Genomic DNA, 21,480 nt, shown 5'->3' with positions numbered 1-21,480 from the left:
CCGAAAGCGTCAACCATGTCCTCGCACAGGTGGCCGCCACATGCCCATCCCATCTACCCTACCTAAGAAGGCTCTATGCCATTCCGGGTTCGGGCAGGCCTTCCGGTGAGTCGTCCAGTCGCCTTCATGTAGGCCGCATTGATCTTGCTGGCCTCACTCTTGGACATCCAGCGACAGTTCGGCGGCACAAATCCCTTTGACTTGTCCACCCTGGCGAAACACAACTCAGGCCCAGGAGAGTGGCCAACGTCCAAAAGGAAAGAATCAAACATTCGCCAAGCCTCGTGAAGCTCAACGTTCGGTTGGTAGTCTTTCGAACGCGGGTTCATCGCTCCATGGATGATGGCACTCCACGCCTTGTAGACTTTGCTCTTAACCAAACTGGTGCCGGGCTTCGCGGGTTTGCGCACCGCGACACGCCCAACGAGCAGTCGTTTCTTCGCCGCGTGTTCGGAGATGCCGTATTTTTCAGCGATGTACGCCCCAGCAAGGCCAGTACTCGCAAAGCGGATTCCATCCACCGTCTGCGGCTTCGCACTTGAACCACCGCTGACTCCGCCAGGGTCAAGGTTGAAGCCGCCCGGAGCAATTGTGCCAAGTACCACAATCCAATGTCGCTCCTTGGCCTCCAGCCCGTTCTTCGTCGTGCCCGCATCTATCTGCTGGATGTCGAATGCTACCGCGCCGTATTTCCGTATTGCAGCATGAAGTGACGCATCTCCTTTGATATACCCTGCCGCCGCCTGCTCAACGTGGTACTTCCACCGCCGCTTCAATGACTGGACTGTTAGTCCAACATACTTGCGGCCGCTAGCGAGATGCGTGATGCAGTAGATGATCCCGTTGCGATAGCCAGGGTTCGGGACACGCGCAAAAGCATCTTCAGGAGTGGCGCCACTCTTGATCCAGCGCTCAATCGTTGTGCCGCTTGCCGGCGGTCGAAGCTCGTCACAGGCGGCCTTGATGCTTGGGTAGAACACCCCGTGCACGGTGACCGCTGTATTCGTCACCTTCTGACTGCGCACCGACTCAGGTGCAAAGATTTTTTCCTCCGGCATGCCCGCCTCACGCCGTTTAAGAGCTCGCCAGTAGTTGATCCCCAGCTCTTTGCAACGCTGCTTGAACGAACCCTCATGCAATCCCATCAGGCCCTCCATGAAAAATTCCATGGTAGCGGATGGTCTGCCAAGAGACGTGGAGATCAGTACCACCAATACTTCTTGGCCACACCCTTCCCTGCCTTCCGTACCATGCCACATCATGCGGAGGTCATCACGATTTTCCATGACGATCTCCTCAACCAGGATCGAAATCACTATGGTTGGCCGCGCCAACGTTATTCCCCCTTAAAAGCACCTCTCACCGCCTCGCGCAGCAACGCCCTCAGGATCTTGCCCACCGGCGACTTGGGCAGTTGATCGCGAAAAATGATCTGCCGCGGCACCTTGTAGGCGGTGAGCTGGGTGCGGCAGTGGCGCTCCACGTCCTCGGCGGTCAGCGCCGGGTTGCGCGGCACGACGAAGGCGCGCACGGCCTCGCCGGTGCCGGCATCCGGCACGCCGATGACGGCGGCCTCGGCGATGTCGGGGTGGGCAGCGAGCACATCCTCCACCTCGTTGGGGTAGACGTTGAAGCCCGAGACGAGAATCATGTCCTTCTTGCGGTCCACGATGCGGATGAAACCGCCCTCCTCCAGCTGCGCGATGTCGCCGGTGTGCAGCCAGCCGCCCACCAGCGCACTGGCACTGTCCTCGGGCGCATGCAGGTAGCCGCCCACCACCTGCGGCCCCTGCACCAGCAGCTCGCCGCGCTCGCCCTGGGGCAGGTCGCGCCCCTGGTCATCGACCACGCGCACGCGGCAGCCCGGCATGGGCACGCCCACGGTGCCCAGGCGCGGTGTTGCCGAGGGCGGGTTGCACGAGACGATGCACGAGGTTTCGGTCATGCCATAGCCCTCCAGGATGGGGCAGACCACGGCCTGCCAAGCCTGTGCCGTGGAGCTGCGCAGGGCCGTGCCGCCCGAGAAGGCGTAGCGCAGCTTCGGTGGCCTGGCCTGGAACCAGGGCTCGGCCAGCAGGCCGGCAAACAGCGTGTCCACGCCGGCGGTCCACTGCACCTCGAACTGCTCGAAGGTCTTCTGCAGGTTGGATAGAGGGCGCGGGCTGGGCACCAGCAGGTTGCGCGCGCCGACCTGAAAGAACACCAGAAAATTCACCATGAAGGCGAACACGTGGTACATGGGCAGCACGGTGAGCATCGTCTCGCCGCGCTTCGGCCCATCGTAGGCGTCTAGAAAATCGCGCGTGATGCGCAAGGTGGCCACGATGTTGCCGTGCGTGATCACCGCGCCCTTGCTGCGCCCGGTGGTGCCGCCCGTGTACTGGTACAGCGCCACGGGGTGGCTGCGCCGGTCGATGGGTGCCAGTGCCTGCCCGCGCACCAGCGCATCGGCCATGCGCGGCAGCGGCGTGGCGGCTGGGTCGGCAGGCCCGGCCATCTTGGCGCGGATGGCCGATGCCACGGGTTCTTCGAAAAAGTCCCACAGGCTGGCGGTGAGCACCGGCACCCCCAGCGCCTCGGCCACGGGCCGCGCCACCGGCAGGAACAGGTCGCACACCAGCAGCAGCTTGGCACCGCTGTCTTCAAGCTGCAGGCGCAGCTCGCGCCCGGTGTACAGCGGGTTCACGTTGGTCACGATGAGCCCGGCCTTCCACGCGCCGAACACGGCAATCGGGTAGTGCAGGCAGTTGGGCATCTGCAGCGCGATCACTTCGCCCGCCTGCAGCCCCTGCCCGCGCACCAGCCAGGCGGCAAACGCGTCGGACAGGGCATCGACCTCACTGAAGCTGCGCACCACGTTGGCCCCCGTGGGCAGCACGAAGGTGAATGCCGGCTGCCCCCCATGGTCGGCAGCGGCCTGCGCGGCCAGCTGCGCGGCATTGGCGGGCAGCGCCGCCAGGTCGAGCTGGTAGTTGCGCAGGGCCTCGGGGTAGGAGCCCTCCCAGGGCATGGACGGCGGCGGCGCGGTAGTGGCGGTCATGGGCGTTGTCTCCTGTCTTTTCTCTTTTTTATGAACGCGTCAGGTCTTGGCCTTGAACGCCGGCAACTTGTCACCCAGCCGCGCCCCCATTTCGGCCCCCAGCGCCTGCAGGCCACTCAACGGCCGCACCATGACCTCGAATTCCGTGATCTGCCCTGCTTCATTGAAGCGCACCAGATCGATCCCCTTGAGCTGCTTGTCGCCCACGCGCGCGCTGAATTCCAGCACGATGTTCAGGCCGTCGTCGGTGGCCAGTTGGCGGTGGTAGGTGAAGTCCTCGAACACCTGGATCACCGTGGACAGGGCCAGCATCAGCGCCGGGGCCGAGGTGTAGGCCGTGTTGGCCATGGGCGAGCGGAACACCGCATCGGGGTGCACGATGGACAGCAGGTTCGACAGGTCGCGGCTGGCCACCATGTGGTGCCAGGTGTCGAGCGATCGGGCGACGGCGGGGTGGATGTTCTTCAAGGCTTCGGTCATGGAATGTCTCCTGGGGTGAGTGTGTTGAATCAGATGGAGGCGGCTAGCGTGGTGCCCTGCAGGATGGCGCGCTTGGCATCGAGCTCGGCGGCCACGTCGGCGCCGCCGATGAGGTGCGTGCTCTGGCCCGCGGCCAGCAGCGCGTCGTACAGTTCGCGCAGGGGCTCCTGGCCGGCGCAGACGACGATGTGGTCGACGTCGAGCACGCGCGGCTGGCCGTCGATGCGGATGTGCAGGCCGGCGTCGTCCACGCGGTCGTAGGCCACACCCGAGCTCATGCCCACGTTGCGCGCCTTCAGCGAGGTGCGGTGGATCCAGCCCGTGGTCTTGCCCAGCTGGTCGCCCACCTTGCTGGCCTTGCGCTGCAGCAGGTGCACCTGGCGCGCGGGCGGCTCCACCTGCGCGGCGCGCAGGCCGCCAGCCTGGGCATAGCCGGTGTCGATGCCCCATTCGTCGTTGAACTTGGCGGGCGCCAGGGCCCCGCTCTCGCCTTCATGCGTGAGGTACTCCCCCACGTCAAAGCCGATGCCGCCCGCGCCGATCACGGCCACGCGCTGGCCCACGGGCTTCTTGTCGCGCAGCACATCGAGGTAGCTCAGCACCTTGGGGTGGGCGATGCCTTCGATGTCGGGCGTGCGCGGGCGGATGCCTGTGGCCACCACCACCTCGTCATAGCCCTGGCCCGCCAGCTCCTGCGCGGCCACGCGGGTATTGAGGCGCACATCAACGCGATGCAGCTCCAGCTGGCGGCGGTAGTAGCGCAGGGTCTCGTAGAACTCTTCCTTGCCCGGCACCTGCTTGGCGATGTTGAGCTGGCCGCCGATCTCGCTGCCCGCATCGAACAGCACCACCGCGTGGCCGCGCTGCGCGGCGGTGACGGCAAAGCTCAGCCCCGCCGGGCCGGCGCCGACCACGGCGATGCGCTTCTTGGCAACGGCGGGGGCAATGACCAGCTCGGTCTCGTGGCAGGCGCGGGGGTTGACCAGGCAGCTCGTGATCTTGCCGCCAAAGGTGTGGTCCAGGCAGGCCTGGTTGCAGGCGATGCAGGTGTTGATCTCGTCGGCCCGGCCCTGGCGCGCCTTGCGCACGAAGTCGGCATCGGCCAGCAGCGGGCGTGCCATCGAGACCATGTCGGCGCAGCCCTCGGCCAGCAGGCGCTCGGCCACCTCGGGCGTGTTGATGCGGTTGGAGGTGATCAGCGGTATTCCCACCTGCCCCATCACCTGCTTGGTCACCCAGGCATAGGCCGCGCGCGGCACCTTGGTGGCTATTGTTGGTATGCGCGCCTCGTGCCAGCCGATGCCGGTGTTGAGGATGGTGGCGCCCGCCGCCTCGATGGCCTGGGCCAATTGAATCACCTCGGCCAGCGTGGAGCCGCCCTCCACCAGGTCGAGCATGGACAGGCGGTAGATGATGATGAAGTTGGGGCCCACCCGCTCGCGCGTGCGCCGCACGATCTCTACGGGAAAGCGCATGCGGTTGGCGTAGCTGCCGCCCCATACGTCGTCGCGCTGGTTGCTGCGCGCGGCGATGAACTCGTTGATCAGATAACCCTCGGAGCCCATGACCTCCACCCCGTCATACCCCGCATGCTGGGCCAGCGCGGCGCAGCGCACGAAGTCCTCGATGGTCTGCTCCACCTCGTCGGCCGTGAGCGCATGCGGCACATGGGGGTTGATGGGTGCGCGCAGCGCGCTCGGGGCCACCAGGTCGCGGTGGTAGGCATAGCGGCCGAAGTGCAGGATCTGCATCGCGATCTTGCCGCCCTCGGCATGCACGGCGGCAGTCACCTTGCGGTGCTGCTCGGCCTCGTGCTCGTTGACCAGCATGGCCCCGCCCTGCATGGGCCGCCCGCGCTCGTTGGGCGCAATGCCACCGGTCACGATGAGCCCCACCTCCCCGCGCGCCCGCTCGGCGTAGAAGGCGGCCATGCGCTCGAAGCCGTTGGCCACCTCTTCCAGCCCCACATGCATGGAGCCCATGAGCACACGGTTCTTCAGCGTGGTGAAGCCCAGGTCCAGCGGGGCGTGCAGGTGGGGATAGGGGGAAGCCATGGACGGCTCCCGGGTCGGTGCGAGGACGGCGTTCATCGTGGGTCTCCTTTTGTTTATGCAACCAGTTGCACAAATATAGCCTTGACGCACTGTTTATGCAACTGGTTGCAGAAACAAATGAAGCCCTCCGCGATTCAGGCAAGATCGGGGATTCCGAATTCCTGGCCGCCTCCTTCCGCCCGATGTCCCTGCCCCATGCCCTCCTCACCGCCCTGGTCGAGCACCCCTGCTCGGGCTCGGAGCTTGCCGAGCGCTTCGACAAGTCCATCGGCTACTTCTGGCACGCCACGCACCAGCAGATCTACCGCGAGCTGGCGCGGCTTGAAGAGGCGCTGTGGATCGAGGCCCTGCCGGCCGAGACGGGCCGCGGCCGCAAGCGCCAGTTCCGCCTGCTGCCCGCAGGCCGCAAGGAGCTGCGCCGCTGGATCGCCGAGCAGCACGACCCCACGCCCCTGCGCGACGAACTCATGGTGCGCCTGCGCGCCGAGGCCGCCATCGGCCCCACCGGGCTGGACAAGGAAATCGCCCGCCTCATGGCACTGCACCAGGAGAAGCTGGCCGTCTACCAGCGCATCGAGCAGCGCGACTTTGTGGGCAAGGAGCTGAGCCGCGAGCGCCGCCTGCAGCACCTGGTGCTCAAGGCCGGCATCCTGCAGGAGGAGCTGTCGCTGGCGATATCGAAGGAGGCACTGGAGATACTGGGCGGGCCGCCGTCCTCATCTTCGGATGCCTAAGGGGGCCCTAGACTATGGTTTTGAGAGCCCTTCAAAGCCCATTCCCATGCGAATGTGTTGCTCGCGTCGCGGCCAACCAGGGATCGGTGGTTCCGCCGCCTCCATTGAAGGTCTCCACCAGAAAGTCGAGGAAGACGCGCGTGCGCGCTGGTATGTGCATGCGGGTCGGCATGGCCGCGTAGATGGCAATGGAGAACAGGCGCCAGTCGGTCAGGACGCGCTCGAGTGCCTTGTTTTTCAGCGCATCCGCGACGACGAACGAAGGAAGCCCCGCAATCCCCAGGCCCGCCAGTGCCGCAGCGTACATGGTGTCGATGTGCGAGGTGCTCAAGACGGGCTGGAGCATCGCTACCTTCACCCGCTCGGATTTCGCCGCATCGGCACCGTTGCCCTGCATGAAATAAAGCTCGTTGCCGATGGGCGGAATGATCGCGTCATGCGCGGACAGGTCGCTGGGCATGCGCGGCCTGCCCCGCTGCTCGAGGTAGCCGGGCGCAGCGCAAAGTATCACCTCGCTCAGGGCCAGGGGGCGGGCGATGAAATCACCGCTCAAGGGCGAGGTGCGGGCAATGATGGTGACGTCGAACGACTCGTCCACCGTTTCCACCGGGCCGGGCGCTGCCAGCTCGATGCCGACCTGGGGATATCGGCGCCGAAACTCGGGCAGATGCTTGGCAAGCTGGTGCGCTGCAAATGCGGGCGGCAACAGCACCCGAATCTTGCCGCGCGGCTCTGACGTGGCGGCGTTGGCCTGCGACTCTGCCTCCAGCACCTCTGCAAGTATCTGGCGCACCCGATCCAGGTAACGCTCGCCCTGGTCGGTCAGCGCAATGCGCCGCGTGGTGCGGTTGATCAGGCGCGCGCCCAGGTGCTCCTCGAGTTCGGCCACGGCACGGGTCATCTGTTGCGGCGACACGTTGTGCCTGCGCGCCGCCCCGGCAAAGCTGCCCTCCTCCACGACGTGCACAAAATACTCCATCGCGTTCAGTCGATTCATGCCGCCAGCTCTTTCTTTCGCATGTTCAAGGACGCTTGCCACCTGGCAGCGGTCCGAGCCAGCCCAGAGGTCATCCAGGCGGGCCAAGACGCGCAGATTGTGCCGCGCTGCGAATTCACCCGGGCAGGCCCATCTGTTTGCGAAAGCTCGCGGCAAAGGCCTTTTCGGGCACAAAGCGGCGCATGAGGCGCAGCTTGCCTGCGGTCTTCCCCGGCATATAGTGGCTTTTGGGCGCGTCATCGGTGGCGGCCTGCACCACGGCGGCGGCCACGTCCTCCACAGAGTCGCCGGCCGCAATGCCGTTGCGCCAGGTGGTGTTCATGGCGGCGCGCCCATCCTCGTAAGCCTCAAGGGGCTGGTCCGGCTGCATCCCCCGCTCCTCCAGATGGGTGCGAGTGAAGGCTGGAGCGACCAAGGCGACGCGGATGCCAAAGGCGCGAAGTTCGTGGTCCAGCGATTCGGAATACCCTTCCACCGCATGCTTGGATGCGTTGTACAAGGCCGTGAACGGCCCCGGCAGGAACCCGGCCACTGAACTGATGTTGACGATGCGGCCCCGGCCCTGCCTGCGCAGGATGGGCAGGACTTCGTTGACCACGCGGACCATCCCGAAGAAGTTGACGTCGAACAGATCTCGCGCCTGCTTTGGCGAAGACTCCTGCGCACCGGCGATCAGGCTCTGGCCGACGTTGTTGACCACCAGATCGATCCGCCCAGCCTGGAGCATGATCTCGTTGACCATCCGTCTGACCGAATCGCCATCGGTCACGTCGCAGACGAGCATCGTGGTGCCAAGGGGCGGGGTTTCGGTTGGCTTGCGACTCGTTCCGAAGACCAGGTAACCGGCACGCGCGAGGGTTTGCGCAGTTGCGCGGCCAATTCCGGTCGATGCGCCAACGACCAGCGCGACACCGGGCTGTTTCTTTTTCATCATGATTTCTTTCATGGGTTGGTTTGCTACATGGGGTACCACGGTGCGCTGCGGACCATGGTTTGACGGGGTTCTACCTGGTGGCCACGGCACCAAGGTCCGTCGATTGCCAGCCGCCGCCAAGCGCCTTGAAGGCCGCGACGGCTGCGCGCGCAGCATCCGTTTGCGCCTGGGCCAGCGCATCAGAGGCACCCAGCACGCGCTGGTCGGCCTGGAGGACTTCGACCAGGCTGACGACCCCCTTGCGGTACGCCGCAACCGATGCGTCACGCGCGCGACCGAGCGAATCAACGCCCTGGTCGAGCACGCCCGCCTGCTCTTCGCGCTTGACCAGCGCAGAGAAGGCGGTTTCCACATCCTCGCAGGCCTGCAAAACGGCCAACCGGTAGGCGGCCAGCATTTCAGCCTCCTGGCCATTGGCCTGGGCGATCTGCGCTTCTATACGGCCAAAGTCGAACAGGCGCCAGCGCAGGCCGAGCACACCGGCCGCCTGGCTCGCGCCGCTGGTGAACAAATTGCTCCCGGACACCGATGTCGCGCTGCCCACCAGACCACCCAGCGACAGCTTGGGGTAGTACTCGGCCACGGCGACACCGATGCGCGCGCTGGATGCCGCCAGGCGCCGCTCGGCCACGATCAGGTCTGGCCGCCGCCTGAGCAGGTCCGCCGGGGAGCCGGTGGCCCCGATCCGTGGCGCCACCGGGATCGCACCCGCCTGTGCCAACTCTGCCCGGTAGGTGCCGGGCGGCGAGCCCAGCATCACATCCAGCGCGTTGGCGGCGGCGTCCAGCGCTGCCTCCAGCGCGGGAACCGACGCTCTGGCCTGCGCCAGAGCCCCTTGCGCCTGCATCACCTGCAGCTCGGCCGCCAGGCCCTTGCCATACAACTGGTAGACGATGGCGAGCAACTCCTGCTGCTTTTGCACCTGCCGTTGCGCGACGCCGAGCCGGGTCTGCAGCCCACGGATGCTGATGTAAAGGTCCGCCGTCTTGGCTGCGACGGTCAGGCGCGCGGCCACCGCGCCCGCCTCGGTGGCGCGGTAGTCCGCCAGCGCAGCCTCGCGCCCACGGCGCAGGCCGCCGAACACGTCCAGCTCCCAGCTGGCACCGGCATCGATCTGGTAGGCGCTGCCCTCGCGCTCGAAGCCGGGGGATGAGTTGAGGACACGGCCCAGCGGCGTTTCGACGGACTGGTAGGCCCGGGCCGCCTGGCCGGTGACATTGCCCGAAGGCAGCAACGCGGCATGCGCGGCGCCGAACCCCGCCCGCGTCTGTGCCACGCGCGCCGAGGCCTGCGCCATGTCCAGGTTCTGGTCCAGGGCAAGCGACACCAGCCGGGTCAGTTGCGGGTCACCAAAGCCCGTCCACCAGGTGGCCAGCTCCGCACTGGCGGCCGCATGCCGCCGATCCATCGCGGCCTGGCCCATGAACTGATCGGGCACGGGGGCCGCGGGCCGGGCGTAATCGGGACCGACGGCGCAGCCCGACAGCAGACCGAGGCTGGCGAGAGTGAGGATGGCGAGGGTATTTTTGGGCGGCATAGGGTTCTTCCAAAGCAGGGCAAAAGCAACTCAGGTGGCAAAGCACGATAGTGACCATAATACCAAATGGTCACAAGTTGTCCAATCTTTTGCGGTGTCGTAAGCTCCACCCCATGAAGAAAGCGAGCAACCCCTCCATTTCCGCCCGCGGTCCGGCCGACCACGAGGTGCGCGATCAAATCGTCGTCGCCGCCACCGAGCATTTCAGCCGCTACGGCTATGAGAAGACCACCGTCTCCGACCTCGCCAAGGCGATCGAATTCTCCAAGGCCTACATCTACAAGTTTTTCGAGTCCAAGCAGGCCATTGGCGAAATGATCTGCGCCAACTGCCTGCACCAGATCGAAGCCGAGGTCAGCGCCGCGGTGGCGCAGACCGACCAGCCACCCGAGAAGCTCAGGCGCATGTTCAAGGTCATCATCGAGGCCAGCCTTCGCCTGTTCTCGCAAGACCGCAAGCTCTACGAGATCGCGGCATCGGCCGCCACGGAAAACTGGCAATCGGTCGTTGCCTATGAAGAGCGCATCCAGAAACTGCTCCAGGAGGTCCTGCAGGCAGGCCGGCAAAGCGGCGATTTCGAGCGCAAGACACCCCTCGACGAGACCACCAAGGCGATCTACCTCGTCATGCACCCCTACATCAACCCCCTGCTTCTGCAGCACAGCCTGCAGTACACGGACGAGGCGCCCGTGCAACTCTCCAGCCTGGTGCTGCGCAGCCTCTCACCTTGATTCCTTGCAAACACAGTCGTGACTATTGACTAAATTAGTCACTAGTTTCAAAATGAAAGTCCTGATCACTTCGTCAATGGGACTTTCATGCTCCGGCGCACCCTAGCTACCTCCACCGTTCTCTGTGTACTGCCTTTCGTGCTGGCCGCATGCGGCAAGACAGCGCCGCCAGATCCCCGCACGCAGACGCCGCTGGTACGGGTAGCCACGGTCCAGGGGGCTGCACCCGCATCGCGCTCGTTCACCGGAACCGTGGCCGCCAGGGTGCAGAGCGATCTGGGTTTCCGGGTGCCGGGCAAGGTGCTGGAGCGGCTGGTGGATGCGGGGCAGACCGTCAAGCGCGGCCAGCCCCTGATGCGCATCGACCCCATCGACCTGGCGCTTGCGGCCACTGCGCAGCAGGGGGCGGTGGCTGCAGCCCGGGCGCGGGCAACGCAGGCAGCGGACGAAGAGGCCCGCTACCGCGACCTGCGCGGTACGGGGGCGATCTCGGCGTCGGCCTACGACCAGGCCAAGGCGGCGGCCGATGCGGCGCAGGCCCAGCTCAGCGCGGCCGAGGCCCAGGCGGACGTTGCCCGCAACGCGAGCCGCTATGCGCTACTGGCGGCCGATGGCGACGGCGTGGTGATGGAAACGCTGGCCGAGCCGGGCCAGGTCGTCAGCGCCGCACAGGTGGTGGTGCGCCTGGCCCACTCGGGCCGCCGCGAAGCCATCATCCATCTGCCCGAAACGCTTCGCCCTGCGATCGGCTCCGCAGCGCAGGCCAGGCTGTTCGGCAGCGACGGCGTGGTGGTCGCTGCCCGGCTGCGGCAACTGTCGGATACGGCAGACCGGCAGACCCGCACCTTCGAGGCGCGGTATGTGCTGGAGGGCGCGCTGTCCAGCGCGCCACTGGGCAGCACGGTCACCCTTCAGATGCCAGATGCGCAGCGCCCTGAGCCAGGCGGTGTGCAGGTGCCCATGGGCGCGCTGTTCGATGCGGGCAAGGGTCCGGGCGTGTGGCTCATCGGCGGCACACCGGAAAAAGTCTCCTGGCGCCCCGTGGCCATACAGCACCTGGGCGATGACAGCGCACGCATCGCGGGTGAGGTCAAGCCCGGCGATCGGATCGTCGCGCTCGGCGCCCACCTGCTGAGCGAAGGCGCCCAGGTCCGGGTGGCAGGCCCGGCGCCTGCCACCGGCAGCGAAGGAGCGCGCCCGTGAGTGCAAGCCGCTTCAACCTGTCGGCGCTCGCAGTGCGCGAGCGCTCGGTCTCCCTGTTCCTGATCGGCCTGATTTCGCTGGCCGGACTGGTGGCCTTCTTTCAGCTCGGGCGCGCGGAAGACCCGGCCTTCACCGTGAAGGTGATGACGATCATCTCCGCCTGGCCCGGTGCCACCGCGCAGGAGATGCAGGACCAGGTGGCCGAGAAGATCGAAAAGCGCCTGCAGGAGCTGCGCTGGTACGACCGCACCGAGACCTACACCCGGCCTGGGCTGGCCTTCACGACCCTGACCTTGCTGGACAACACCCCCGCGTCGCAAGTGCAGGAGCAGTTCTACCAGGCCCGCAAGAAGGTCGGCGACGAGGCAGGCAACCTCCCGCCGGGCGTGATCGGGCCGATGATCAACGACGAATATGCCGACGTCACCTTCGCGCTGTTCGCACTCAAGGCCCAGGGCATGCCGCAGCGCTTGCTGGTGCGCGACGCGGAAACCCTGCGCCAGCGGCTGCTCAGGGTGCCAGGGGTCAAGAAAGTCAACATCGTCGGCGAGCAGTCCGAGCGCATCTTTGTCGAGTTCTCGCACGAGCGCCTGGCCACGCTGGGCGTGAGCCCGCAGGACCTGTTCGCCGCACTCCATGGCCAGAATGCACTGACACCGGCGGGCTCGGTGGACACCCAGGGGCCGCAGGTGTTCATCCGCCTCGATGGCGCCTTCGACGAACTGCAGAAGATCCGCGACACGCCGGTGGCGGCGCAAGGCCGCACCCTGAAACTGTCGGACATCGCCACGGTCACGCGCGGCAGTGAAGACCCGGCGACGTTCATGGTCCGCAACGCAGGCGAGCCCGCACTGCTGCTGGGCGTCATCATGCGCGATGGCTGGAACGGGCTCGACCTGGGCAAGGCGCTGGACAGCGAGGTGGCGGCCATCAGCGCCGATCTGCCCCTGGGAGTGAGCCTCACCAAGGTCACGGACCAGTCGGTCAACATCAGTTCTGCCGTGGACGAATTCATGGTCAAGTTCTTCGTGGCACTGCTGGTGGTGATGGTGGTGTGCTTCGTGAGCATGGGCTGGCGCGTGGGCATCGTGGTGGCAGCCGCTGTGCCGCTGACACTGGCCATGGTCTTCGTGGTGATGGCCGCGAGCGGCAAGAACTTCGACCGCATCACCCTGGGCTCGCTGATCCTGGCGCTGGGCCTGCTGGTGGACGACGCCATCATTGCCATCGAAATGATGGTGGTGAAGATGGAGGAAGGCTACAGCCGCATCGAGGCATCCGCCTATGCCTGGAGCCACACCGCAGCGCCCATGCTGTCGGGCACGCTGGTCACGGCCGTCGGCTTCATGCCCAACGGCTTCGCCCAGTCCACGGCGGGCGAATACACCAGCAACATGTTCTGGATCGTCGGCATCGCGCTGATCGCCTCCTGGCTAGTCGCGGTGGCGTTCACGCCCTACCTGGGCGTCAAGCTGCTGCCCGACTTCAAGCAGGTGGCCGGGGGCCACGGCGCCCTGTACGACACGCCGCGCTACAACCGCTTGCGCCGCGTGCTGGAGCGCACCATTGCGCGCAAATGGCTGGTGGCCGGCTCGGTGGCGGGGCTCTTTGTCGCCGCAGTGCTGGGCATGGGGCTGGTCAAGAAGCAGTTCTTTCCGATCTCGGACCGGCCCGAGGTGCTGGTGGAGGTGCAGATGCCCTATGGCACGTCGATTGCGCAGACCAGCGCCGCCACGGGCAAGGTCGAGGCCTGGCTGGCGACGCAGGCGGAGTCCAGAATCGTCACGGCCTACATCGGCCAGGGCGCGCCCCGGTTTTACTTTGCGATGGGGCCGGAGCTGCCCGATCCCTCCTTTGCCAAGATCGTGGTGCGCACCGATGGCCAGGATGAACGCGACGCGCTGAAACAGCGGCTGCGCCAGGCGATTGCCGACGGCCTTGCACCCGAGGCACGCGTGCGCGTCACCCAACTCGTCTTTGGCCCTTACTCGCCGTTTCCTGTGGCGTACCGGGTCATCGGCCCAGAGCCGGACACGCTGCGCGGCATTGCCGAACAGGTGCAGCAGGTCATGCAGGCCAGCCCGCTGATGCGCACGGTGAATACCGACTGGGGCACACGCACGCCCACGCTGCATCTCAGCTTGCAGCAAGACCGCCTGCAGGCGCTGGGCCTGACCTCCAGCGCCGTGGCGCAGCAGCTGCAGTTCCTGCTGAGCGGCGTGCCGGTCACCACCGTGCGCGAGGACATCCGCACCGTGCAGGTGGTGGCCCGCTCGGCCGGGGACACCCGGCTTGACCCGGCCAGGATCGCCGATTTCACGCTGGCCGGTGCCAACGGGCAGCGCATTGCGCTGTCGCAGGTCGGCCAGGTCGAGGTGCGCATGGAAGAGCCTGTCATGCGCCGCCGCGACCGCATGCCCACCATCACCGTCCATGGCGACATTGCCGATGGCCTGCAGCCGCCGGACGTGTCGGCAGCGATCACCGAGCAGCTGCAGACCATCATCGACCAACTGCCCAGCGGCTATCGCATTGCCGAAGCAGGCTCGGTAGAGGAGTCAGGCAAGGCGACGGATGCCATGCTGCCGCTGTTCCCCATCATGCTGGCCATCACCCTGCTGATCATCATCCTGCAGGTGCGCTCCATGTCTGCGATGGTCATGGTCTTCCTGACCAGCCCGCTGGGGCTGATCGGGGTGGTCCCGACCCTGCTGCTCTTTCAGCAACCGTTCGGCATCAATGCGCTGGTCGGCCTGATTGCGCTGTCGGGCATCCTCATGCGCAACACCCTGATCCTGATCGGCCAGATCCACCACAACGAAAAGGAGGGGCTGGATCCGTTCCACGCCGTGGTGGAAGCCACCGTGCAGCGTGCGCGACCGGTGATCCTCACGGCCCTTGCCGCCATACTGGCCTTCATCCCGCTGACCCATTCGGTGTTCTGGGGCACCCTGGCCTACACCTTGATCGGCGGCACCTTGGCCGGGACGGTTCTGACCCTGGTGTTTCTGCCGGCGATGTACTCCATCTGGTTCCGTATCAGGCCGGGCAACGCCACGCACAAAGCGGCGGCGTCACTGGCGTGACCTTGGGGCCCCTACAGACCCGGAGGGCGGGTGCGCAGACCGCCCTGATTCACCGCACCACGGCTTCACGCGCGCAAGCCGTTGACCTTGCGGGCTGCTACGGTGAGCGCACCTGGCGCCGCGTGGCGCAATACTTAGGGGTTAACCCTTGCATACGCAGATAGGTGCATCCACCCGAAGGTCCCGGGCGTATCAGCAGGCGAGCTATTGCGCTCACGGCCGAACACCCACGAGGAGATCTTCATGCACATCAGGAAAATCAGTCTGGTAGCGCTTGCGGCGCTTGCCGCCTGCACTGCCGGCGTCAGCCTGGCATCCAGCCACCGAGAGGCGCCCTTCATCACGACCCAGCCCAAGGTCGATGGTGCGGACTTTTATCTCTTCAACAGCTATGAGGCGGGGCGTGGCGGCTTCGTCACCATGATCGCCAACTACCTGCCGCTGCAGGACCCCTATGGCGGGCCCAACTACTTCAGCCTGGACCCGAATGCGCTGTACGAGATCCACATCGACAACAACGGCGATGCGGCAGAAGACATCACCCTGCAGTTCCGCTTCAAGAACACGCTGAACAACGGCGGGGCCGGCATCACGCTGGACATCGGCCCGGACGGCGCCCGCAAGAAGGTGGCCATACCGCTGCGCAATGCGGGCGGGATCACGGGCGCGGCGGCAGACCCGGTGTCGTACCGTGAAGAGTACGAGATGTTCATCGTGCGGGGCGACCGGCGCACCGGCAAGCGCGAGCAGATCACCATGGCCGGTGGCGGTGCCACCTTCACCAAGCCCATCGACTACATCGGCGAGAAGTCGCTGGGCAACGCTGCCGCCTACGACGCCTATGCCGGCAAGTATGTGTATGGCATCAACGTGCCCGGCTGCTCCACGCCGGGCAAGGTGTTCGTGGGCCAGCGGCAGGACCCCTTCCCGGTGTCGCTGGGCACCATCTTCGACCTGGTGAACGCCCCTGCCGTCGTGATCACCAGCGAATCGAACGCGGCGGCCTTCGGCGCGGGCCAGATCGCCAACAAGAACGTCACCTCACTCGCCGTCGAGATGCCCACCGCTTGCCTGACCGCCGCATCGGGCGAGAAGGTCATCGGCGGCTGGACCACGGCCAGCCTGCGCCAGGCCCGTGTGCTCAACGGCAAGCCCGACTCCGGCCTGCAGGCCAGCGAAAAGGCTGGCGGCGCCTGGACCCAGGTGTCGCGCCTGGGCATGCCCCTGGTGAATGAAGTCGTCATCGGCCTCAAGGACAAGGACAAGTTCAATGCGTCCAAGCCCAAGGACGATGCCGCCAACTTCGCGGACTACGTGACCCACCCCACGCTGCCAGCCCTGGTCCAGGTGCTGTTCGGCGCGCAGGCGCCCACCAACTTCCCGCGCACCGACCTGATGACGGCCTTCCTCACGGGCCTGCCCACCGTCAACCGCCCGGGCAACATCACGGCACTGGGCACCGGCGGGCCGCTGGCAGAAATGCTGCGCCTGAACACCGGCATTGCAGCCACCCCAGCCAGCGCGCAAAACTCGCTGGGCGTGGTGGCGGGCGATGCCGCCGGCTTCCCCAACGGGCGCCGCCTGGGTGATGACGTGGTCGACGTCTCGCTGCGCGTGGCCATGGGTGCGCTGTGCACCTTGACGGGTGCGAGCGATGCGCTCAAGGTGGGTTGCAAGCCCGCCGATGCGCCTGCCGGCGCGGTCGAGTTCGTGGATGGCGCGCGCACCAAGGCGACCGACTACCGCACCGCCTTCCCCTACGTGAACACGCCGCTGCCTGGCGCCAAGAACTTCTGATGCGAAGGATGCACACCATGCCCAACATCACGATGCAAAAGGCCGCCCTGGTGGCCATGGGAGCGCTGGCGCTGACCGCCTGCGGCGGCGGCGGCGGTAGCGACAACGCCGGGCCCGATGGCGGCGCCGGCGCGGTGAATGCCTTTGCCTACACCCAGCCGATTGCGGCCAGCGTGCAGGACACGGCGGAACCCGTGGCCGTGGAACAGCTGGTGCTGTCCACCAGCGACACCGACGAGCCAGACACCCGTCTGTGATCCCTGCCCCCCGGGGGCCTGGCCGTGCGGATGGATTGCCTCCTCTCCGCGCGGCCAGCGCCCATGCGGGCCATGGCCCGCCATCCCCTCACCTCCCGCCCCCTATGAACCACCCTGCCCGCCTGCTTTGGGGAATCTGCCTTGCCTGTGGCCTGGGAACGGCAATGGCCGCCGTGCAGGAGCTGCGCCCCGCTTCCGACACCGAGGTGATCGAGGTGCTGCCCGAGCGGGTCAGCCTTGCCCCCGCCACGCCGCAGGCCGCCGCAGCCGCCGCGCGCCGCTGGATCACGCTGGCGCGCGAGACCGCCGACCCCCGCTACCTGGGCCGCGCCCAGGCCGTGCTGGCCCTGTGGTGGGGAAAGCCCGATGCGCCTGCCGAACTGGCGGTGCTGCAGGCCACGGTGGAGCAAGGCCGCCATGAGTTCGACGCTGCGCGCGCCACCCTGAAGCGCGCCCTGCAGGCCGACCCTGCGCAAGTGCAGGGCTGGCTGACCCTGGCCACGCTGGAGCGGGTGGCCGCCCGCTACGCCGAATCCGAAACCGCCTGCCGCAACGTGGCGCGCCATGGGGCGGCGCTGCACGCCACGGCCTGCCTGCTCGAAAGCCGCTCGCTGCAGGGCCAGAGCGACGCGGCACGCAGCGGCTTGACCGCCCTCATCGGGCAGGCGGCAGACCCGACAGGCCGGGCCTGGCTGCTGTCGCTGCTGGCCGAGAGCGAGGAACGCGCCGGGCGCGACGACGCGGCCGATGCTGCCTACCGCAGCAGCCTGGCTGCGGCGCCCGACGGCTACACCGCCCTGGCCCATGCCGACCTGCTGCTGCGCCTGGGCCGCCCGGCCGCCGCCGTGGATGTGCTCAAGGCCCAGCCCGCAAGCGACGCCGTGCTGCTGCGCCGCGCCCAGGCCCTGCGGCTCATGGGCAAGACCGTGCAGTCGCAGGCCCTGGCCACCGAACTGCAGGCCCGGTTCGCAGCCCTTGCGGCGCGCGGCGAGGCCCTCGATGCCCATGCCCGCGAGCGCTCGCTGCTGGCGCTGTGGCTGCAGGGCCAGCCCCGGGAGGCCTGGCAGGCCGCACAGGCCAACCTGGCCTTGCAGAAAGAGCCGCTGGACTGGTGGCTTGCGCTGCAGACGTCCGAGCAGTCCGGTGACGCCGCCGCCCACCGCGCGGTGGTGCAGAGCTTTCAGCGCTCGGGCCTGCAGGACGCACGCCTGGCGCGCTGGCAAGCACGGGGAGACAAGTGATGCAGCCGTCGCTTTTTCAACGAACGGCCAGTGCGCTGCGGTGGCTGGCGATGGCCGGGGCCCTGGCCGCCGCCTGCGCCGCAGCGCCCAGCGCCTGGGCGCACAAGGCCAGCGACGCCTACCTGCGCGTGGCCGCCGCCGGTGAGGCCGACCCCGCCCGCGCCGACGCCGTGGCGCTGCAGCTTTCGCTGGCGCTCAAGGACGTGGATGCCGCGCTGGACCTGCTCGATGCCGACGGCGACCGCCAGCTCACCTGGGGCGAGATCCAGCAGGCCACGCCTGCGGTGGCCGCCTGGGTGGGCCAAGGCATCCGCTGGCAGTGCGGCGATGCCGTGCTGGCCCCGGCCTGGCGCTTCGAGGCGCTGGAGCAGCGCACGGACGGGCGCTATATCCGCATGGCGGCGGCACTCGACTGCGCAGCCACGCAAGCGCTGGCGCTGGACTACCGCCTGATGCAGGGCATCGACCCCACGCACCGCCTGCTGGTCAGCGGGCAACTGGGCGGCCAGCCGCTGGCCGCCGTGCTGGCGCCCGACGGTCGCTCGCGCACCGACCTGCGTGCGGTGGGCGGCAGCACCGCCGCACCCGAGGCGGCAACGGCCCGCAGCGGCCCGGCCACGCTGGCGCACTTCGTCTCGGAGGGTGTGCACCACATCCTCGAAGGCTACGACCATCTGGCCTTTCTGCTGGCCCTGCTGCTGCCGATCACGCTGCTGCGCCGCCAGGGCGCAGCGCAGGCCCTGCCGGCGGCTGGGCCGTGGGGCGGCGTCAAGGCACTGCTGCTCACCGTGACCAGCTTCACCGTGGGCCATTCGGTCACGCTGGTGCTGGCGGGCCTGGGCTGGGTCACCGTCTCGGGCAACTGGGTCGAGCCGGCGATTGCCATCAGCATCGGCGTCTCGGCGCTGCTCAACCTGTTCCCGGTGAAGGGACTGCGCAGCGACCTGCTGGCGCTGTGCTTTGGCCTGGTGCATGGGCTGGGTTTCTCGGGCGCGCTGGTCGAGGCCGGCGTTTCGGGCGGCCTGCTGGTCTGGGCGCTGGCGGGGTTCAACCTGGGGGTGGAGGCCGGCCAGCTCATGGTGGTTGCCGTGTGGTGCGCCGTCTCCCTGCTGCTGGCCCGCTGGGCGGGCTACCGCACCGTGGTGGTCAAGGGCGGCTCGGTGGCACTGATCGTGCTGTCGCTGTACTGGACGGTGCAGCGCCTAGCGTTCTCTGGCTGAGGGTGGGCCGGGAGCCTGCGCGGCAAGACTTCTGGACAATGAAAAAGGCAGACATGAAGAAGAAAAAGCTCTCTCGCACCGCGGCGCCGCGCCCCCTGGCGCTCGGCATTCTGGTGGCAGGCATGGCCACCACCGCGGCCTGGGCACAGCAGGCCACGCACCTGCCCGAGGTCGATGTGCGCGGCCCCAGGGACGTGACCATCGGCCTGGCCGACAGCGCCAGCGAGGGTGCGGTGGAGCGCGAGTCGTTCCAGGCGCGCCCCAAGCTGCGCCCCGGCGACATCGTCGAAGCCGTGCCAGGGGTCGTGGCCACTCAGCACTCGGGGGATGGCAAGGCCAACCAGTACTTTCTGCGCGGCTTCAACCTGGACCATGGCACCGACTTCTCGGTCACGGTGGACGGCATGCCGGTCAACATGCCGACGCACGGCCACGGCCAGGGCTTTGCCGATCTGAACTTTCTGATCCCCGACCTGGTCTCGGGCGTGCGCTACCGCAAGGGCCCTTACTTCGCCGACAGCGGAGACTTCTCTGCAGCGGGCAGCGCCTCGCTCGACTACGTGAGCGCACTCGATGCACCATTCGCCGAGGTGACCCTGGGCCCCCATCAGCTGCGCCGCCTGCTGGCGGCCGGCTCGCGCACCCGGGACGACCAGACCTGGCTGGGCGCCATCGAGCTCGAAGGCAACGACGGCCCCTGGGACGTGCCCGAGCGCCTGCGCAAGATCAACGCCGTGGTGCGCTATGCGCAGGGCTCGCCCAGCCGGGGTTTCAGCGTGACGGGCATGGCCTACCGCAACCGCTGGAATTCCACCGACCAGATCCCCGAGCGCCTGATCGACAGCGGCGAGTTGCCGCGCTTTGGCTCGCTCAACCCCAGCGACGGCGGCAGCACCCGGCGTTTGAGCCTGTCAGGCAAATGGTTCGACAAGGGCCCCGAGGGCCAGACCCAGATCAGCGCCTATGCCATCGACTACCGGTTCGACCTGTTCTCCGACTTCACCTACTTCCTGCGCGATCCGGTCAACGGTGACCAGTTCGAGCAGTCGGACCGGCGCCGCGTGTTCGGCGCCCAGGCCTCGCACAGCCTGCCCAACCGGATCGCCGGGCTGGACGGTGTGCTCAGCGTGGGCGCACAGTGGCGCGGCGACCGCATCGCCGAGGTGGGCCTGTACAACACGGCGGCCCGCCAGCGCCTGTCCACCGTGCGCAACGACCAGGTGTCGCAGGACATGCTGTCGGTGCATGCGCAGCAGTTCGTGAGCTTCACCGAGCGCCTGCGCGGCTACGCGGGCTTGCGCGGCGACCTGCTGCGTTACGACGTGCAAGGCCGCGAGGCCGTCTACGGCGCAGCCAACAGCGGCAGTGGCCACGATGCGCTGGTGAGCCCCAAGGCCGGGCTGGCCTGGGCCATCACCCCCGTGCATGAGCTGTACCTGAACACGGGCGTGGGCTCGCACAGCAACGACGTGCGCGGCGCCTCCATCCAGACCGACCCGCAAAGCGGCCTGCCCGCAGACCGCGTGCCCGCACTGGTCAAGGGCCTGGGCGGCGAGATCGGCTGGCGCTACCAGCCTGGCGACGACCTGAGCATCACCACGGCGCTGTGGCAGCTCAAGCTCGATTCCGAGCTGGTGTATGTGGGCGACGCCGGCAGCACCGAGCCGGGCCGCGCCAGCTACCGGCGCGGCATCGAGACCACCGTGCGCTGGAAACCCCACGCCCGCTGGCGCCTGGAAGCCGATGCCGCCGTGTCGCGCGCGCGCTTTCGCGGGCAGGCACCCGAGGGCGAAGGCAACTTCGTGGACAACGCGGTGGAGCGCGTGCTGGCCCTGGGCGCGGTCTACACCCAGGGCCCGCTGACCGCCTCGCTGCGCCTGCGCTACCTGGGCCCGCGCGCGCTGGACACACTCAACTCCGTGCGCTCGCGTGCCAACACTGTACTCAATGCCGGCGTGCGCTATGCGGCAAGCAAGCAGCTCACGCTGGGCCTGGACGTGTTCAACCTGGCCGGCAAGAAGGGCAACGACATCGAGTACCTCTACGCATCGTGCACGGCGGGCGAAAGCGCCCGCGGAGACTGCGGGGGCGGTGGCATCGAGGGCCGCCATGTACACCCCATGGAGCCGCGCAGCGCGCGGCTCAGTGCGCGCTGGGCGTTCTGACCGT

The 21,480-nt window shown here is 67.4% G+C and carries 16 protein-coding genes; 9 read left to right on the top strand and 7 right to left on the bottom strand.

Annotated elements, in window-relative coordinates; genetic code table 11:
• Positions 1-62 precede the first annotated feature (62 nt).
• Genes AC0IZS_RS20915 through AC0IZS_RS20900 form a run of 4 tightly spaced genes read right to left on the bottom strand, consistent with a single transcriptional unit; the run spans position 63 to position 5,574 of the window.
• Positions 63-1,316, bottom strand: coding sequence for a GIY-YIG nuclease family protein (locus AC0IZS_RS20915; protein WP_471637375.1), 1,254 nt, complete (start codon positions 1,314-1,316; stop codon positions 63-65).
• A gap of 20 nt (positions 1,317-1,336) precedes the next feature.
• Positions 1,337-3,040: an AMP-binding protein gene (locus AC0IZS_RS20910; RefSeq protein WP_471637374.1), complete on the bottom strand. Its 1,704-nt coding sequence runs from the start codon at positions 3,038-3,040 to the stop codon at positions 1,337-1,339.
• A 39-nt stretch (positions 3,041-3,079) separates the two neighbouring features.
• On the bottom strand, positions 3,080-3,520 hold the full coding sequence (locus AC0IZS_RS20905) for a nuclear transport factor 2 family protein (protein WP_471637373.1): 441 nt from the start codon (positions 3,518-3,520) through the stop codon (positions 3,080-3,082).
• A 29-nt stretch (positions 3,521-3,549) separates the two neighbouring features.
• Positions 3,550-5,574: an oxidoreductase gene (locus AC0IZS_RS20900; RefSeq protein ID WP_471639560.1), complete on the bottom strand. Its 2,025-nt coding sequence runs from the start codon at positions 5,572-5,574 to the stop codon at positions 3,550-3,552.
• A 182-nt stretch (positions 5,575-5,756) separates the two neighbouring features.
• On the opposite strand from AC0IZS_RS20900, the gene AC0IZS_RS20895 reads away from it, so the two are divergent.
• Positions 5,757-6,308 (top strand): PadR family transcriptional regulator, encoded by a 552-nt coding sequence (locus AC0IZS_RS20895; RefSeq protein ID WP_471637372.1) that lies wholly within the window; start codon positions 5,757-5,759, stop codon positions 6,306-6,308.
• A 31-nt stretch (positions 6,309-6,339) separates the two neighbouring features.
• Here AC0IZS_RS20895 and AC0IZS_RS20890 read toward each other — a convergent pair whose 3' ends face one another.
• The 3 genes from AC0IZS_RS20890 to AC0IZS_RS20880 are packed head-to-tail and all read right to left on the bottom strand — an operon-like array spanning position 6,340 to position 9,776.
• Positions 6,340-7,392, bottom strand: coding sequence for a LysR family transcriptional regulator (locus AC0IZS_RS20890; RefSeq protein ID WP_471637371.1), 1,053 nt, complete (start codon positions 7,390-7,392; stop codon positions 6,340-6,342).
• Positions 7,393-7,420: 28 nt separating this feature from the next.
• The gene (locus AC0IZS_RS20885) at positions 7,421-8,251 is read right to left on the bottom strand and encodes an oxidoreductase (RefSeq protein WP_471637370.1); all 831 of its coding nucleotides are present in this window, start codon (positions 8,249-8,251) and stop codon (positions 7,421-7,423) included.
• A 58-nt stretch (positions 8,252-8,309) separates the two neighbouring features.
• Complete coding sequence (locus AC0IZS_RS20880) at positions 8,310-9,776, bottom strand: efflux transporter outer membrane subunit (protein WP_471637369.1); 1,467 nt, start codon at positions 9,774-9,776, stop codon at positions 8,310-8,312.
• A gap of 113 nt (positions 9,777-9,889) precedes the next feature.
• Here AC0IZS_RS20880 and AC0IZS_RS20875 point away from each other — a divergent pair, with 113 nt between their 5' ends.
• The 8 genes from AC0IZS_RS20875 (at position 9,890) to AC0IZS_RS20840 (ending at position 21,476) form a co-directional block, all read left to right on the top strand.
• Positions 9,890-10,507 carry a TetR/AcrR family transcriptional regulator gene (locus AC0IZS_RS20875; protein ID WP_471637368.1) on the top strand — a complete coding sequence of 206 codons (618 nt, stop codon included), beginning with the start codon at positions 9,890-9,892 and terminating at the stop codon, positions 10,505-10,507.
• 87 nt (positions 10,508-10,594) lie between these two features.
• Positions 10,595-11,710, top strand: a complete 1,116-nt coding sequence (locus AC0IZS_RS20870) for an efflux RND transporter periplasmic adaptor subunit (RefSeq protein WP_471637367.1) — start codon at positions 10,595-10,597, stop codon at positions 11,708-11,710.
• A complete protein-coding gene (locus tag AC0IZS_RS20865) occupies positions 11,707-14,796 on the top strand; it encodes an efflux RND transporter permease subunit (protein WP_471637366.1) in 3,090 nt (1,029 codons plus the stop codon). The genes AC0IZS_RS20870 and AC0IZS_RS20865 overlap by 4 nt, the downstream gene beginning before the upstream one ends.
• A 243-nt stretch (positions 14,797-15,039) precedes the next feature.
• On the top strand, positions 15,040-16,593 hold the full coding sequence (locus AC0IZS_RS20860) for a DUF4331 domain-containing protein (RefSeq protein WP_471637365.1): 1,554 nt from the start codon (positions 15,040-15,042) through the stop codon (positions 16,591-16,593).
• A 17-nt stretch (positions 16,594-16,610) separates the two neighbouring features.
• Positions 16,611-16,850, top strand: coding sequence for a hypothetical protein (locus tag AC0IZS_RS20855; protein ID WP_471637364.1), 240 nt, complete (start codon positions 16,611-16,613; stop codon positions 16,848-16,850).
• Between the two features lie 164 nt (positions 16,851-17,014).
• On the top strand, positions 17,015-18,091 hold the full coding sequence (locus AC0IZS_RS20850) for a hypothetical protein (protein WP_471637363.1): 1,077 nt from the start codon (positions 17,015-17,017) through the stop codon (positions 18,089-18,091).
• Positions 18,091-19,311 (top strand): HupE/UreJ family protein, encoded by a 1,221-nt coding sequence (locus tag AC0IZS_RS20845; protein ID WP_471637362.1) that lies wholly within the window; start codon positions 18,091-18,093, stop codon positions 19,309-19,311. Before AC0IZS_RS20850 ends, AC0IZS_RS20845 begins: the two co-directional genes overlap by 1 nt.
• A 53-nt stretch (positions 19,312-19,364) precedes the next feature.
• Positions 19,365-21,476, top strand: a complete 2,112-nt coding sequence (locus AC0IZS_RS20840) for a TonB-dependent receptor (protein WP_471637361.1) — start codon at positions 19,365-19,367, stop codon at positions 21,474-21,476.
• Positions 21,477-21,480: the final 4 nt, after the last annotated feature.

This window comes from Acidovorax sp. AC410 (assembly GCF_979253235.1).
Note: the sequence above shows the minus strand (reverse complement) of the source record. Positions and strands in the feature narration are given on the sequence as shown.